The sequence below is a fragment of the Gemmata obscuriglobus genome (assembly GCF_008065095.1).
Taxonomy (GTDB): domain Bacteria; phylum Planctomycetota; class Planctomycetia; order Gemmatales; family Gemmataceae; genus Gemmata; species Gemmata obscuriglobus.
In genome coordinates this window covers 4,432,231-4,445,168 of sequence record NZ_CP042911.1, presented here as the reverse complement: position 1 = coordinate 4,445,168, position 12,938 = coordinate 4,432,231, and the positions used below count along the sequence as shown (strand labels likewise).

The 12,938-nt window shown below is 74.4% G+C and carries 16 protein-coding genes; 6 read left to right on the top strand and 10 right to left on the bottom strand.

Features of this window, described 5'->3' with window-relative positions:
• Positions 1 to 56: 56 nt before the first annotated feature.
• The 7 genes from GobsT_RS18575 to GobsT_RS18550 all read right to left on the bottom strand — a co-directional run bounded on the left by GobsT_RS18575 (position 57) and on the right by GobsT_RS18550 (position 3,550).
• Positions 57 to 263: a hypothetical protein gene (locus GobsT_RS18575; RefSeq protein ID WP_010033623.1), complete on the bottom strand. Its 207-nt coding sequence runs from the start codon at positions 261 to 263 to the stop codon at positions 57 to 59.
• 64 nt (positions 264 to 327) lie between these two features.
• Entirely contained in the window at positions 328 to 801 is a 474-nt protein-coding gene (locus tag GobsT_RS18570) for a hypothetical protein (RefSeq protein ID WP_010033621.1), read from the bottom strand.
• Between the two features lie 139 nt (positions 802 to 940).
• A complete protein-coding gene (locus tag GobsT_RS18565) occupies positions 941 to 1,210 on the bottom strand; it encodes a hypothetical protein (protein WP_010033612.1) in 270 nt (89 codons plus the stop codon).
• A 14-nt stretch (positions 1,211 to 1,224) separates the two neighbouring features.
• Entirely contained in the window at positions 1,225 to 2,397 is a 1,173-nt protein-coding gene (locus GobsT_RS18560) for a S8 family peptidase (protein WP_109571017.1), read from the bottom strand.
• Positions 2,370 to 2,516, bottom strand: a complete 147-nt coding sequence (locus GobsT_RS37915) for a hypothetical protein (protein ID WP_168217261.1) — start codon at positions 2,514 to 2,516, stop codon at positions 2,370 to 2,372. The genes GobsT_RS18560 and GobsT_RS37915 overlap by 28 nt, the downstream gene beginning before the upstream one ends.
• Positions 2,517 to 2,539: 23 nt before the next feature.
• Complete coding sequence (locus GobsT_RS18555) at positions 2,540 to 3,046, bottom strand: AP2/ERF family transcription factor (RefSeq protein WP_109571018.1); 507 nt, start codon at positions 3,044 to 3,046, stop codon at positions 2,540 to 2,542.
• 234 nt (positions 3,047 to 3,280) lie between these two features.
• The gene (locus tag GobsT_RS18550) at positions 3,281 to 3,550 is read right to left on the bottom strand and encodes a hypothetical protein (protein WP_010033602.1); all 270 of its coding nucleotides are present in this window, start codon (positions 3,548 to 3,550) and stop codon (positions 3,281 to 3,283) included.
• Positions 3,551 to 3,748: 198 nt separating this feature from the next.
• Here GobsT_RS18550 and GobsT_RS18545 point away from each other — a divergent pair, with 198 nt between their 5' ends.
• The 6 genes from GobsT_RS18545 to GobsT_RS18520 all read left to right on the top strand — a co-directional run bounded on the left by GobsT_RS18545 (position 3,749) and on the right by GobsT_RS18520 (position 6,439).
• Entirely contained in the window at positions 3,749 to 3,955 is a 207-nt protein-coding gene (locus tag GobsT_RS18545) for a hypothetical protein (RefSeq protein WP_010033601.1), read from the top strand.
• 106 nt (positions 3,956 to 4,061) lie between these two features.
• A complete protein-coding gene (locus GobsT_RS18540; RefSeq protein ID WP_109571019.1) occupies positions 4,062 to 4,310 on the top strand; it encodes a hypothetical protein in 249 nt (82 codons plus the stop codon).
• Positions 4,311 to 4,413: 103 nt separating this feature from the next.
• Positions 4,414 to 4,650, top strand: coding sequence for a hypothetical protein (locus tag GobsT_RS18535; protein ID WP_109571020.1), 237 nt, complete (start codon positions 4,414 to 4,416; stop codon positions 4,648 to 4,650).
• Between the two features lie 122 nt (positions 4,651 to 4,772).
• A complete protein-coding gene (locus GobsT_RS18530; RefSeq protein WP_010045039.1) occupies positions 4,773 to 5,645 on the top strand; it encodes a hypothetical protein in 873 nt (290 codons plus the stop codon).
• Between the two features lie 124 nt (positions 5,646 to 5,769).
• On the top strand, positions 5,770 to 6,102 hold the full coding sequence (locus tag GobsT_RS18525; RefSeq protein WP_010045037.1) for a hypothetical protein: 333 nt from the start codon (positions 5,770 to 5,772) through the stop codon (positions 6,100 to 6,102).
• A gap of 97 nt (positions 6,103 to 6,199) precedes the next feature.
• Positions 6,200 to 6,439, top strand: a complete 240-nt coding sequence (locus GobsT_RS18520; RefSeq protein WP_010045034.1) for a hypothetical protein — start codon at positions 6,200 to 6,202, stop codon at positions 6,437 to 6,439.
• A gap of 90 nt (positions 6,440 to 6,529) precedes the next feature.
• Here the strand turns inward: GobsT_RS18520 and GobsT_RS18515 are convergent, their stop codons facing one another.
• The 3 genes from GobsT_RS18515 to GobsT_RS18505 are packed head-to-tail and all read right to left on the bottom strand — an operon-like array spanning position 6,530 to position 12,938.
• Positions 6,530 to 9,028 (bottom strand): glycosyltransferase, encoded by a 2,499-nt coding sequence (locus tag GobsT_RS18515; protein ID WP_109571021.1) that lies wholly within the window; start codon positions 9,026 to 9,028, stop codon positions 6,530 to 6,532.
• A 29-nt stretch (positions 9,029 to 9,057) separates the two neighbouring features.
• Entirely contained in the window at positions 9,058 to 10,731 is a 1,674-nt protein-coding gene (locus GobsT_RS37910; RefSeq protein WP_029601109.1) for a hypothetical protein, read from the bottom strand.
• Positions 10,728 to 12,938, bottom strand: a complete 2,211-nt coding sequence (locus tag GobsT_RS18505; RefSeq protein WP_010045023.1) for a hypothetical protein — start codon at positions 12,936 to 12,938, stop codon at positions 10,728 to 10,730. The genes GobsT_RS37910 and GobsT_RS18505 overlap by 4 nt, the downstream gene beginning before the upstream one ends.

Sequence of the window (12,938 nt, the reverse complement as noted above, 5' to 3'; positions counted from 1 at the left end):
GGCCGTCTTCGTTTCGAGCGCACTCACCCGCCCGTTCGTCGCCATCTCCGCCGCGGTCACGGCGTCGGCGCGACGCCCTCGGCCGGGGCCGTCATCGGCAGCTTGATCAGGCCGAGCTGGATCAGCAGGGCGAGCAGCTTCGGGCCGACCTCGCCGATCAGCCGCAGCAGGGTGCCGTCGCCGATCGCCTGCGCGCCGATCAGCGCGTCCGCAGCCGGCGTTTGCGGGGCGGGCAGGTGAACGTGGATGTGGACCTGGGTCACGTCGAACTCCTCAAGGTTGGGCGAAGGGAACGGGGTGCGGGCGCCCGCACCTCCGGGGCGGGCGCTACTTGACCGGGATCACGAGCCGCTGCTGCGGGAGCGGGCACCGGCCGTTCGGGCAGCCCGGGGCGAGCGAGTAGCCCGGCAGCGCGATGGGCGGCGCAGCGCCTTGGTCGGCGTGCCGGTAGGTGCCGTCGCCGTTGGGCAACAGCACCCGCCCCGACACGGACACCAGCGCCCCGGCGGGGAGCGCGGCCGTGGGGTGCGGGGACGCGCTCACGTCCAGGCCGGGCGCCGGCGGCACCGGGCACACCCCACCGGGACACGAGCCGTCGGGGCACGAGCCACCGGGGCACGCGCCACACAGCGGGGCCGTCGCGGACAGCCGCGCCGGCGCGGCGGACGAACACGCGCCGCACCCGCCCTGGCGGGCCGCGCGGCGCTCGCGCAGGCGGTCGAGGATCGGGCCGGCGAGCACGTCGCCGGCGAACAGCCCCGCGACCACGGCGACCAGGGCGAAGCGAATCAGGTTGCGCATCTCAATCTCCTTGCGGAACAGGACAGAAAACGCCCGCCACGCCGGTGTGGCGGGCGGTGAACCGCGCCAACGCGGCGCACAGGTACCACGCCGCGGGAACGAGCACGGCGACGGTGAGCGGGAGCGCGACCACGGCGGTTCAGTCCTTCTTCGTGGGAACGGGCGGCGTGGAACTCGGGTCGAGCGGCGGCGCCGCGCCCGTCTCGCCGGCCAGCACCACCTCGACCTCGTGCTGGCTGTCGCGCACCGCCTTGGTGAGCTGCTCCTGCACCAGGTCCGCCTCGCGGTCCGCCAGCGCCGCGTTCGCGGTGTGCGCGGCGGCCCGGCACCGGTGGTAGGCGGCGCGGGTCGCCAGGTCCCGCAGCCGCTGCGACATCGCCCGGATCTCGGCGACCGTGTGGCCCGACATCGGCGCCCCTCCGCTCACGGCCGGGGGGCCAGTTCGAGGACGATCCGCTTCACCGGCCGGCCGTCGAGCGTGAGCCCGGGCAGGACCAGATCCACCTTGTCCCCGATCGGCACCGGGGTCGGGACCACCGGGTCCTTCGGATCGGGCACCGGGGCGTCGCCCGCGGGCAGCAGCTTGGCGGGCTGGATCAGCCCGAACCCGGTCGCCGTGTCGCGCCCGCTCGGCGGCAGGTCCTTCGCCGTCTCGCCGATCCGCTTGGCGAAGTCGTCCGGGGTGGGCTTCACCCCGAGCGCCTTGCACCGCGCGACGTACAGCGCCGCGCACCCGGCCACGTAGGGCGTCGCCATGCTGGTGCCCGACATCGTGGCGAACCGGTCGCCCGGGTAGCACGAGCGGATGTTCACCCCGGGCGCCGCGACGACCACCTGCCGCCCACGGCTGCTGAACGACGCGGTGGCGAGGGCCGAGTCGATCGCGGCGACGCAGATCACGCCCGGGGAGCCGCCCGGGTACCCGACGGTCCCCTCGCGCGGCCCCTCGTTGCCGGCCGCGGCGATCACCAGCACGCCCCGGGCGCGGGCCGCGGCGATCGCGGCCCGGATGCGCGCGTCCTCGGACGGGCTGCCGAGGCTCATGGAGATCACGTCCGCCCCCTGCTCGACCGCCCAGTCGATCCCGGCCGCGATGCCCGAGGACAGCCCGGACCCGGAGTCGCCGAGCACCTTGCCGACGAGCAGCTGGGCCTCGGGCGCGACCCCCACCATGCCGACCGCGTTCTCGGCGGCCAGCACGATGCCGGCGCAGTGGGACCCGTGCCCGTTCACGTCGGAGCTGCCCGAGCGCGAGCCGGTGAAGTCCCGGGCGGCGACGATCTGGGCCTTCAGGTCGCGGTGCCCGGAGTCGCACCCGGTGTCGAGCACGGCCACCCTCGCGCCCTTCCCCTTGGTCACCTTCCACGCGTCGGGCACCCCGATCGCGGCGTGCCCCCAGTCGGCCACGTCGCCGGCGTCGGTCAGCGCCTGCACCGCGCTCGGCGCGAGCTCGTTGGGCGGCAGCTTGTACTCGCGGTCCGGCTCGGCCGCGGCGGCCGGCGGGGGCGCGGGGAGCGGCCGCCCGGCCCGCGGGAACGCGAGGCCGGCGGCGCAGAACAGGGCCGCGGTCAGGACCGCGGCGGCGTAAAGTCGCATGGGTGCTCCGGGCGGGTCGGGATCGGGTCCCGCGACACGTCCGCCGGCGGCGTCGCCGGGGCGGTGTGCGGGAGCTCGGGGACGGCGGACAGGGCGGCGAACAGGACGAGCGCGAGCATGACGGCCTCCGGGGGAACGGGTGCTAGTACTTCCCGGCGCGCCGGGAGGTGTCCGCGCGGGACAGCATGGCCTTGGCCACCAGCCGCCCGTACGTGGCCTCCAGGAACGCGTCCCGGGCGGCCACCGCCTGGGCCTCGGTGGCGAACCAGTCGCCCACCCGCTGGTAGCTCCGCTTCCGGTCCCCGCCCGCGCCCGCGCCGGGCGCGGCGGTCGGGATCAGCACGAAGTACCGGACCGGGTCCCCGCGGCCGAAGCTGTACTGGTTGCGGCTCGCGCGCACGAACTTGGGCTTCGCCGCCAGCTCGCCCCACCAGTACTTCTGCACCGCGCCCCGGGCCTGCCCCGGGGTCCCGAACGTCCCCAGGTTCACGCGGGTGCGCGTCTCCGGGTCGTACGGCCGGGCCTGGTACCGCCCGCCCTTGACCCGGCGCACGTACCGGTCGGGGTCGGCACGCCAGGTGCGGATCACCCGGTCGTCCTGTGCGGGCGGGCCGGGCGGTGGTGCGGACGGTGCGGCTCCGACGGCCATTGACCTTCCCCGTGTGCGTGGGAGAATGACAACGGCCGGTCGGCTCGTCACGGGGCGCGACACCAGGGGCGGTGGGAGTTAGCGGCTCCCGCCGCCCGTCGCGTTTACGGGGTCATGGTGCCCGGGCGGGTTGCCCGGATGGAAGTGGGGCGCGCGCTCGCGCGCCCGCGGATGGGAAGTCGGCCACCTCACCCGGCTCTGAATTCCTCGGAACCAACTCGCGCCTCCACCGGCTCAATCGCTCTTCGGCTTCGGCGCGCGCCCGCGCGCCTTCGCCCCGCTCGCCGGGGGTGCGGGCGCCGGCACCGGCGGGAGCGGGGGCAGCACCGGCACCGGCGGCGGGTTGTCCATGTGCCGCCGCAGCGCCATCTCCAGGTGGCCGACGATCGTCTCCCCGCGGTCCCGGCAGAACTGCCGGAACCGGTCCGCGAGCGCCCCGTCGATCTCGTAGTTGAACTGCTTGGCCCCGGCCACGTTCTGCCGGGGCCGCGTCCGCTTCGCCATGTCCGCCCCTCGTCCGCGCCACCGCAGTGCCCCGCCCACTCTACGCGGCCCCGCCCCGGCGTCACTAGTGTCGGCCTAGAAATTCGCCAGCGATTTTTCTTCGCTCGTCACTAGTGATTCGCTAGTATTCGTCCCGTTGGGGCGTGCGACGGGCGGCCACTCGGGCCGCCCGCGTGCGTTCCCGGGGAGGGTCTGGCGATGTGCAAGGCCGAACTGCCGGGCGAGATCAAGGACCGGCTGGTGAACGCGGTGACCGCGTTCGACACCTGGGACGAGCTGAAGGCGGCGCTGGACGGCGGCTACGTGCCGACGCTCCGGGGGGAGACGGAGAACGAGCGCAAGCTCATCTGCCTGCTCCTGGCCGAGGGCTACCGGGCCTGGGGCAACAAGGGCCGGAACTGGTGACCCGCGGCGGGGGCCTCCGAGGCCCCCGCCCTCTTAATGCAGCCCGCGGCTAGAACCGCGGCCGGTCGCAAGCCCGGGTGAATGCAGAGCGCGGGAGGGGTTCGGAATGCAAGCGGTGAAGAACGTGGCGGGGTGGGCGCTGGGGGCGGCCCTGGTGTGGTTCCTGATCACCTCGCTCAAGGCGGTGGCGCCGGCGGCCGCGGTCGAGGCGGCCCCGGTCGGCGCGCGGGTCGGGCACCTGCTGCTCCACCTGGTGCTCGGGTTCGCTTACGGGCGGTGCCTGGTCGGGGTGGTGGCGGCGGCCCTGAAGCCGCTGTGGGACCGGTTCCTCGACGGGCCGGCCCGGACGACGTGACGATCGCGGCCCCGGGAAACCGGGGCCGCGGCCCTTAACCCGACCGCCCCACGGTGGGGCGCTGGTGACAAGTCCAGCAACGGGGAGTCAAGGGAGGCTGCTCATGCAAGCCGACGACGAGGCGCTTTGCGAGATGAAGCGGCGGATCCAGGGGAACCTGGACCGCGGGATCCTGTGCGAGGACGAGGACCACGAGGCCCTCTCCGAACGGCTCCGGGGGTGCGAGACGGTGGCGGACGTGGAGGCGCTGCAGCGGACCGCGCTGCGGTGGGACTACGCGACGCGCCCGCTCGACCCGTGGGACGACTGGCGGGCCACGCTCGACATGACGCGCAACTAGCCCGACGCGGCCCCCGAACCCGGGGGCCGCGGGCCGTAATGCAGCCGCCGCGGCACGCGCCGCGGCGCCGGTCCCAAGCCCGGAGCGAATGCAGAGGGGGGTGAACGAACGGAGGTTTTCAGATGGTGACAACGGAAGCAACGCCCCGGGAGCAGACGGCGGACGTGAACGGCGTGCACGTCCGCGTCGGCCCGTGGCGGGACGGCGGCCTCGCGGCGAGCGTGTACCCGCTCGCGGGCGGCCGCGGCCCGAGCTGGGTCAGCGACGACCCGGAGGCGGTCGCGCTGGCGCGGGCGGTGATTGCGGAGCAGCGGGGCGAGGAGGTGCTCGCCGACTACCTGGACGACAACCCGCAACCGGACACGTGCGGCGAACGGGCCGCCAGCTTGCTGCGACAGCACGTGACCCCGCCCCGCGTCCACACGCGGACGTGGCCGGGCAGCGGGACCGCGACGGTCACGGACATGGCCAACGCCGGGAAGCGCGGCAAGACCTGCCGCGTGCTCCGGTTCAACGGCTGGGGCGCCGGGGCCGCGCGCCCGGGCACGCCCGAGGACCGGTGCGGCGGGTTCTGCCAGGGCGTCTGCCACTGGCTCGACGGGATCAGCCTGCACACCGACTTCGACGCGCTCCGGGCCGAGCTGCTCGCCCGGCTCGCGGCGTACACCGCGGGCGACCCGGAGGCGGCGCGGGTGTACGGGATCGTGGTCCGCGACGAACAGATCCGGGGCGTCGACGCCCCGGCGGTGCCGCTGACGGCGGGGGTCCCCGGCGCGTGGTCCGCCGGCGCGGACGAGACGGGCGTGACGATCCGCGATCTCGACGACGTGAACGAGTGGATGGAGATCACCCCGAGCCGGCAGAGCGGCAGCGAGGCGTACCGCCGTGCGGCCAAGGTGTGGGCCCGGGTCCGGACGGCCAAGACCCGCCTCGAGGCCAGCGCCATCTTGCGGGCCGCGGGGTGCAAGCTCCACGGCTACTGCGGGCGCGACTGAGCGCCCGCCGCGGCCCCGGTTTCCCGGGGCCGCGGGGCCGTAATGCGGCTCCCCGGCGCGGGCCGGGGAACGGTGGCCAGCCCGTGCAACGCAGAGCCGGGTTCCTGTCGACGGAGGGCCGTTCGTGAGGAAGGCGCTTCAGCTGCTGTTGGGGTTGGTGTTCGCCGGCGGCACGTGCAGCTCGGCCCACGCCGGGCTCACCGGGCGGGCCGGGCCGGCGGGCGTGCACCTGGTGTTCGTGGGGCTCCACGCGGCGTGCGCGGTGCGCCTGCTGTGCGCGGCGCTGGCCGGCGACCGCGGGCTCCTGGGCGACGTGCCCCGGAGGGCCGCGCTCGAGGCCGCCCGCGAGGACCGGCGGCTCGCGCCGGAGGACCGGCCGGCGCGGGTCACGCACCCGTCCCACGCCCTGCGCGAGCGGGGCGCGGCGCCGCGGGTGCGGCGGCTCGCCGGCCCGTGACACCGCCGGGGCCTTGTGGCCCCGGCCCTTAACCCGACCGTTCCGCGGTGGAACGCTGGTGACAAGTCCAGCAACGGGGAGTCAAGGGAGGGACGGGATGGACACGTACCGCGAGTGGCAGCGGGAGCAGCGGGCGATGAGGGCCGCGCTCGCGCGCCTCAAAGCCGGCGGCCGGTACTGGCTGGACCGGCACGTCCGGGGGTGGGGCGAGGTGGAAGTTCTGCCGGCCCTGGATCCGGAATCGTGTCTGGCGCGGGTACGGGATCTGTCCGACGGCGGCGAGTACCCCGCGGACCCGCGGGGACTGCGTCCGAACAGGCCCGACCGGAAGAAGTGACTGACCGTTCCGCTTGACCGCCCCGGTTGTCCGGGGCGATTCCATACGAGAGCCCCCGGCGGGAGAGATCCCGCCGGGGGCTTTTTGCGTTTACGCGGCCGCGCCCGCGGGCCACGCCCCCCACTTCGGCGCCTGCCCCTTCTTCACCAGCCCGCACGATTCGGTTGCGAGGGGCAGCTTCGCCTCCAGCGGGCAGCCGCACGCGGCGCACGCGTCCAGCGCCCGCTCCTCGCACAGGGCGCACTCGGCCTGCCGCGCCTCCAGCACGTCCAGCGGCACCGTCCGGCGCCCGTCCGCCACGTGCCGCGCCATCGCCGCCGTGTAGTTCATCGCCTGGCGCCACAGCGCCGGCTTCGCCCTCACGTCCTCGGCGCACCGCGACAGAACTATCAGCCCGTGGTTGTTCCGGTCGCGGCGCTTCACCACCCAGCCCGGGTGGCGGTGGCAGAAGGTTCGCAGCGCGTGCAGCACGCCCGGGGCGTCGGGCCGGTCGCCGCTCTCCCCAAACGTCTCGGTGCAGTGGACCGCGATGTACTTCGCCACCCGCTCGCGGTGCCGCTCCAGCAGGGGCATGAGCGCGTCGGCGGTGTGCTCGGTGTCGATGAACAGCAGGTCCACCGGGGGCAGGTCCGCGGTCGCCGGGTCGGCCGTGCGGCCCTCGAACCGCGCCCCCAGCCAGCCCTTCATGCGCTCCCACTGCGGCTTCGCGCGTGGGCACACGCTCACGAACGTGCCGTCGGCCGGGAGGCCGGCGACGATCGCCGCGTCCGCCGGCTTCATCCACAGCGACAGCTCCGCAGCGCTCGAGCACTTCGCCGCCAGTTCCCGGAGAGTGCCCACGTGCTCGTGAAAGTCGGACGGCTTCGCCGCGGCGGCCCGCGCCCACGCCTCCGGGGTCGGGTGCGCGTTCGCCTCGCACGCCGAGCACCCGGCCGGCTTCTCGGGTTTGAACTGCGTCACGTCCACGTTCGACACCGTGACCATCGGGCCGGGCCACCAGTGCCGCGCCTCACCCCAGTGCGGGTGCCACAGGGACGCGCCGCGCGGCTCGTAGCACACGTCCCCGTGCGCCGTGAACCGGCCGGCATTGTGATTGACGTGAACACTCGGAGTGCCACTCATGCCCGCGGGGTCGGCGGGCTCCAGCCGCGCCCAGGCGGACCGATCGGCCTCATGGTCCGGCTCAAGCACCACCGCCGCGCCGCTCGCCGCCTCACGTTCGGCTCGCGCGAGGTTGCTCTGGATCGTGTCCCAGCGGAGGCAGAGCTGGTGCAGGGGCTCGTGTCGCTCACGCACCCGCTGCCAGCCGGTGCCGCTGAGGCCGATGTAATCGCGGTGCGACACCACCGGGGCCGACGGGTGCGCGGCGAGGGCGTCCCCGAGCCGGTCGAAGTACCCCGGGGGGTACAGCACGTCGTGCTCGCAGAACGCGACCGCGTCGTACTCCTCGCCCGAAGCGGTGGCATGGGCCACCGCCTGCCGGATCTGGGCCAGGATCGTGTTATAGCCCCGCTTCCGCGCCCCGATGAAGCTCCGGAGCATGATCCCGGGGGTGTTCACGCTCGGGAGAATGCCCAGGTTCCCGCCGATCTCCCAGGCGCACGCGCTGACGGTCACGTCGTGCCGGATGGTCTGCTCCCGGGCGTCAATCACGGACTGAAGCGAGCGCATGAGGAGGGGGTCCGGGGCGCTGTTATCGCTGTACCACAGGGCCAGTATGCGCTGCCGCGTTGGACCCGGACGGGGGCCGTCAAGGGGCTGAACGTGCGCCGCGGTCTTGACGAGTCTGTCCCAGGTGTCCGCCCCCAGGTTCTTCCCGAAGTGCTCGCGGATCTGCTGGTCCGCCTCAATGCCGAGTTCCCGGTGACCGACCAGCAGGTTCCACACGTGGTCCTCGGTGCGGAGCGGGTACGGGGGCGGCGGGTTGTTGTGCCAGCCGGACACGTCCCGGAACTTGTGCCGCCACCGCAGCCCGGGCACGCACAGCGCCCGGCCCCCGCGGCGCCGCACCACCTCGTGAACGTACCCCTCCTCGCCCCCGAACCCGTTGAACAGCGGGTGGAACCCGGGCCACGCCGCGGTCCGCATCAGCCACAGCCCGAGGCCCATCATGGGGATCTCGAACGGCTCGCCCGCCGGATCCGCGCCGCGCGGGTCCGTGTCCCACGTGCCCCACAACCCGCCGCCCGGGTTCGTCTTCCAGTGTGTGCTCAGCCCTCGGCCGTCGTCGTACACCAGCGGCCCGGACACGATGTCCCGCGAGTCCGGGTTCCGGGCCGCGAAGTCGAGGGCCGCCTGCACCGCGCCCGTTTCCAGAATCACGTGGCTGTCGAGGCACACGGCCCACGGGGTGCGGGCGAACCGGAACACGGCGTCCCGGGGCTTGGACGTACCGGTGAGGTCCGGGCGGTGCAGGTACCGGCCGCCGACGGCCCGGGTGATCGCCTCCACCCGCGGGTCCCGCTCCGGGGTGTTGTCCACCACCAGGTACTCGACCCGCGGGTGGTTCGCGGCCAGGGCCGAGAGCACGAACCACACGTGGTCCGGCTCGCCCCGGGTCGCCATGCCGATCGTCAGCGGGCTGCTCATGTCGCTCGTCTCGTGAAGCTGGGGTCCGGTCAAAACGGGCTGCTGGTGCTGAGCCCGGTGGTTACGGGCGGTGGCGGCGGCGGCGGCGGCGGCGGCGGTGTGGTGGTCGTTCCCGCGCCCGCGCAGGTGCCGTTGCACGACGCCAGGGACATCGGCCCCGTGACCGTACAGCCCGCGCACTGGTTAATCGGATCGAAGGAGCACCGCGCCACGCCCCCGGGGCACTGGCAGCAGTAGTAGTCCACCGCCGGGCCGCCCGTGGTGGTGGTCGGCGCGGGTGTGGTGGTGCTGGTGGTCGTGGTCGGCGCCGCCGTCGTGCCGCCGCCGGGGCCGCAACCGTTGGTGCACGCGACCTCGGACGGGAACTGCGACCGCAGGGTCGGGGTCTCGTAATTCTCGCACGGGTGGCCCGGTTCGCCCGTGCACACGAAGCGGACGAAACCCTGGTACCGGCACTGCCAGCAGGAGAACGGCTGCGCGGTGGTGGTGGTCGTTGTCGTGGTGGGCGGCCCGGCGGTGGTGGTCGGCGCGGCCGTCGTGGTGACGGGCAGCGGCACGCACGCCCCGGCCGCCTGGGCGCAGGTGCCGGACGGGGCGCCGGGCGGCACCTGGCACGAGCACCCGCCGGCGTTCCCGCACGGCCGCACCACCTTGTCCCAAGCGGTGCCGCTGTCCGAGCCCCAGATGCAGTCGCCGCACCCGGCGGGCGATGACGTGGTCACCGCCGCGCACGGGTCGGCGGCGCCGTGGACGTAGCAGCGGGTGGCGGCCTCGTGACCACAAGAGTTCCCGGGGGCGGCCGGCGCGTCGCAGGAGCAGTTGGGCACGCGCGAGCCGGCGCAGGTGTCGCCAATCTTCTCCCAGCGGTCGCTCTCGCCCGCCACCCCCGACACCCACACCCAGCGGCACCCACCGTTGCAGAACGACGGCGGCACCACGCACGGGGTGTGTGCCGGCGCACAGGACGAGCACGCCCCGGCCGGCGGCTGACAGCCGCAGTAGCCGGCGCACCCGTTGCGCGTCTGCACCCACCCGCGGACCGGGTGGCAGAACCAGTCGCACCCCTCGGCGCAGTCCGCCGGGGCCGGGCACGGGCCGCCCGTCGTGGTCGCGCCGGTGCAGTTCGGCGCCTTGGCGTCGGCGGCGAGGCGGCCGCACGCGGTGGTGGCGCAGGCGTCGGCGCCCGGGCACCACGTCGGGGCGAGGCAGGCGCAGCCGGCGGCGCAGGTGGAGGCGGTGCGGGTCCAGGCTTTCGATGAGGCGGAGTAGGTCCACTGGCACGCGCCGGCGCACGGGCCGGCGGTGGTGGTGGGCGCGGCGGTCGTTGTGGTCGTGGTCGTGCCGCAGCACGCCCGCACCGCGTTCACCAGCCCGCGCCCGGCCCCGCCCAGGATGCGCCACCCCGTCTTGCCCTTCCGCAGCTTCCAGGTGCCGGCGCCCGCACCCCACTCCTCGCCCGGTTGGGGCGTGCCGTCGGCCTCCTCGTACGCCAGGACGGCGCGCGGGTCGAACGTGCCCGTGCCCCGGCCGCCCGTGGGGACGAGCGAGAACCCGACGGCCACCAGGTGCGGGTCGCCGTCGGCGTCGGGCGTGTCGACCGTGAACAGCCCGTTCGCGACGCCCGTCACCCGCGCGAGGGCGCACGACGGCACCGGCCCGCCCGAGGCGTTCGACAGCGGGACCCAGTCGGTGCGGTCGCTCATCGCGGCGGCAGCAGGCGCCCGGCCCGCTCCTCCTCAAAGAAGTTGGCCAGCGCCGCCGACTTGTCCGGCGGCAGGTTCTCGGCGCGGCGCCGGGCCGCGTACGGGGGGACGCTGGCGCTGTGCTCGCTGTTGGTGCTGGCGACGGTGGACGCGCCGCCGGGGCCGACGCTCCAGCTCACCTGCTGCACGTGCCCGTCCAGGTTGATCAGGTGGATGCCTATGTACTGCCGGGTCTCGCCCCCGGTCACCCGGTACCGGTGGGCCATCCCGGCCAGGTAGTACGCGGCCCGGGCCTCGGCCTCCTTCTGGTCCACCCACTCGCGCCCCAGGTACTTGTTCTTCGGCCCGTACCGCCCGCGGACGCACAGCTGCACGTCCTCGCGGATCTGCCACTCCACGGGCGCCGCGCCGCCGAGCTTGGCCGTGTACTTCGCGCGGACCAGTTCCCCCGTGTCCGAGACCGACACGAGGACGGCGGTTTCGAGGGTCAGGGTCGGGAAGGCCTGCCGCACGTCGGTGCCGGCGACGATCGCGTACCGGTACACGTAATCGGTGAAGGTGACGACCTGGGAGATGGGGTCGATCTCCGCGATCGGCACGTACACCTTGTCCTCGGGGCCGGTGTTGTCCTCCCGCCGGTCCCCGTCCCAGACCACGTTACCGAGCAGCTTCCAGACGCTGCCGTACACGTCCGCGCCCTGGTCGCGACTGTAGCCGTCGTAAAACTCCGGCAGTCCGCCAAGCGGACCGCGGATCGCTTCGTCCACGTTCGGCACCCGGCGGATCACGCCCTTCTCGCGCGGCTCCGGGGCCACCTGGTCGACCTTCGTCGGCTGGAGGGTGAGCTGGTGCCGGCGGACCAGCCCGCCGTACCCGGGCACGCGGATCGGCGGGCGCCCCGTCTCCGCGTCGGCGTTCAGCACCCGGTAGCACTTGAACACGCTCCCCTGCGCCAGGAGCACCGCCTGATCGTAGCTGAGCCGGTCGGTGGCGCGGACGGCCGGGAAGTTGGGCAGCGGGCAGCTCTCCCAGTTGGGGCCGGGCCGCTCGGGGGGCTGCACCACCGCCGCCTCGAACCGGTCCGGGGGGCCGGGGCTGCTGGACTCGGCCTCGAGCTCGAACGGGAACCCCTGGGCCAGCCCCGTGACCGTCAGCACGTCGCCGGCGGCCTCGGCCTTCAGGACCGGCGCGCAGTCCGGGTGCCCGTTGATCGCCGCCGCCACGTCGGCCAGCTTGTCGGCAGCGCTGCCCGCCGCCGACGACCCGAACTGGGCGAACACCGCCTTGTCGGGCAGGGGTGCGGGCGCGGCCCAGTCCCGGTTGAACCGCAGGTAGACCTTGATCGACGGGTTGGGGCCGGCACCGTCGTACGCGGCGGTGGAGATCTGCACCTTTCCGCCGCCCTGCGGGGCGTAGCTCAGCTCGTTCACCGGGCGGTAGCTGCCGTCCCACTCCTTGCCCACGGGCTCCAGGAGGAGCCGCATCTGGACCCGCACCGGCGCGCCCGCCACGCCCACCGCGGACGGCGTCTCGGGGCCGTCCACGTTCGGGGCGATCGACTCGCACGGGAAGTCCGTGAGCGGCCCGCCGGCGCCCAGCGGGGCCACCACCACGCGGTCCGCGAACGGCTGATAAATCACCCGGCACCCGTACAGGTCGGCGAGCCGCGCGAGGGCCTCCGCCGGCGGGATCAGGTCCCACACCGTGGGCGGGTTCGTCAGGCTCTGCGGGAAGTCCTCGCCGGCCCGGAGGTACTGTTCCAGGTTCGCGCCCGCCGCCGCGGTGAGGCCCGCGGGGAGGTTGATCACGTAGTTCCGCTCGCCCATCGCCTTCAGGCACAGCTCGGCGAGCTCCTGCGGGCTGCGGATCGTCCACGGGACCAGCTTGCCGCGCTTGTCGAGCTGGTTGTACCGCCCGGAGATGGCCCCGTACCGCCACCGCCACCGCCGGTCGAGGATGGTGAGCGTGAACGTCTGCCCGTCCGGCCCGGCGCGCCCGCTGACCGCGTCCAGCTTGCACCCGCGAAACACCGCCGCCCGCACCCCGTCGGACAGCACCAGGTCGCCGAACGCGCGCGGGGCCGCGGTCTGCGGGTACGTCGACATGACGAACACGCCGGGCGTGATCCCGTGCGAGACCGTGCCCGTGCAGCTCTCCACGGCGGCGACGCCGGGCCAGCTCGCGCTCTGGCCGAGTTCGAGGGCCAC

Coding starts and splice junctions, on each gene's coding strand:
- GobsT_RS18570 (WP_010033621.1), bottom strand. CDS start 801: ATGCGCAACCTGATTCGCTTCGCCCTGGTCGCCGTGGTCGCGGGGCTG.
- GobsT_RS18565 (WP_010033612.1), bottom strand. CDS start 1,210: ATGTCGGGCCACACGGTCGCCGAGATCCGGGCGATGTCGCAGCGGCTG.
- GobsT_RS18560 (WP_109571017.1), bottom strand. CDS start 2,397: ATGCGACTTTACGCCGCCGCGGTCCTGACCGCGGCCCTGTTCTGCGCC.
- GobsT_RS37915 (WP_168217261.1), bottom strand. CDS start 2,516: ATGCTCGCGCTCGTCCTGTTCGCCGCCCTGTCCGCCGTCCCCGAGCTC.
- GobsT_RS18555 (WP_109571018.1), bottom strand. CDS start 3,046: ATGGCCGTCGGAGCCGCACCGTCCGCACCACCGCCCGGCCCGCCCGCA.
- GobsT_RS18550 (WP_010033602.1), bottom strand. CDS start 3,550: ATGGCGAAGCGGACGCGGCCCCGGCAGAACGTGGCCGGGGCCAAGCAG.
- GobsT_RS18545 (WP_010033601.1), top strand. CDS start 3,749: ATGTGCAAGGCCGAACTGCCGGGCGAGATCAAGGACCGGCTGGTGAAC.
- GobsT_RS18540 (WP_109571019.1), top strand. CDS start 4,062: ATGCAAGCGGTGAAGAACGTGGCGGGGTGGGCGCTGGGGGCGGCCCTG.
- GobsT_RS18535 (WP_109571020.1), top strand. CDS start 4,414: ATGCAAGCCGACGACGAGGCGCTTTGCGAGATGAAGCGGCGGATCCAG.
- GobsT_RS18530 (WP_010045039.1), top strand. CDS start 4,773: ATGGTGACAACGGAAGCAACGCCCCGGGAGCAGACGGCGGACGTGAAC.
- GobsT_RS18520 (WP_010045034.1), top strand. CDS start 6,200: ATGGACACGTACCGCGAGTGGCAGCGGGAGCAGCGGGCGATGAGGGCC.
- GobsT_RS18515 (WP_109571021.1), bottom strand. CDS start 9,028: ATGAGCAGCCCGCTGACGATCGGCATGGCGACCCGGGGCGAGCCGGAC.
- GobsT_RS37910 (WP_029601109.1), bottom strand. CDS start 10,731: ATGAGCGACCGCACCGACTGGGTCCCGCTGTCGAACGCCTCGGGCGGG.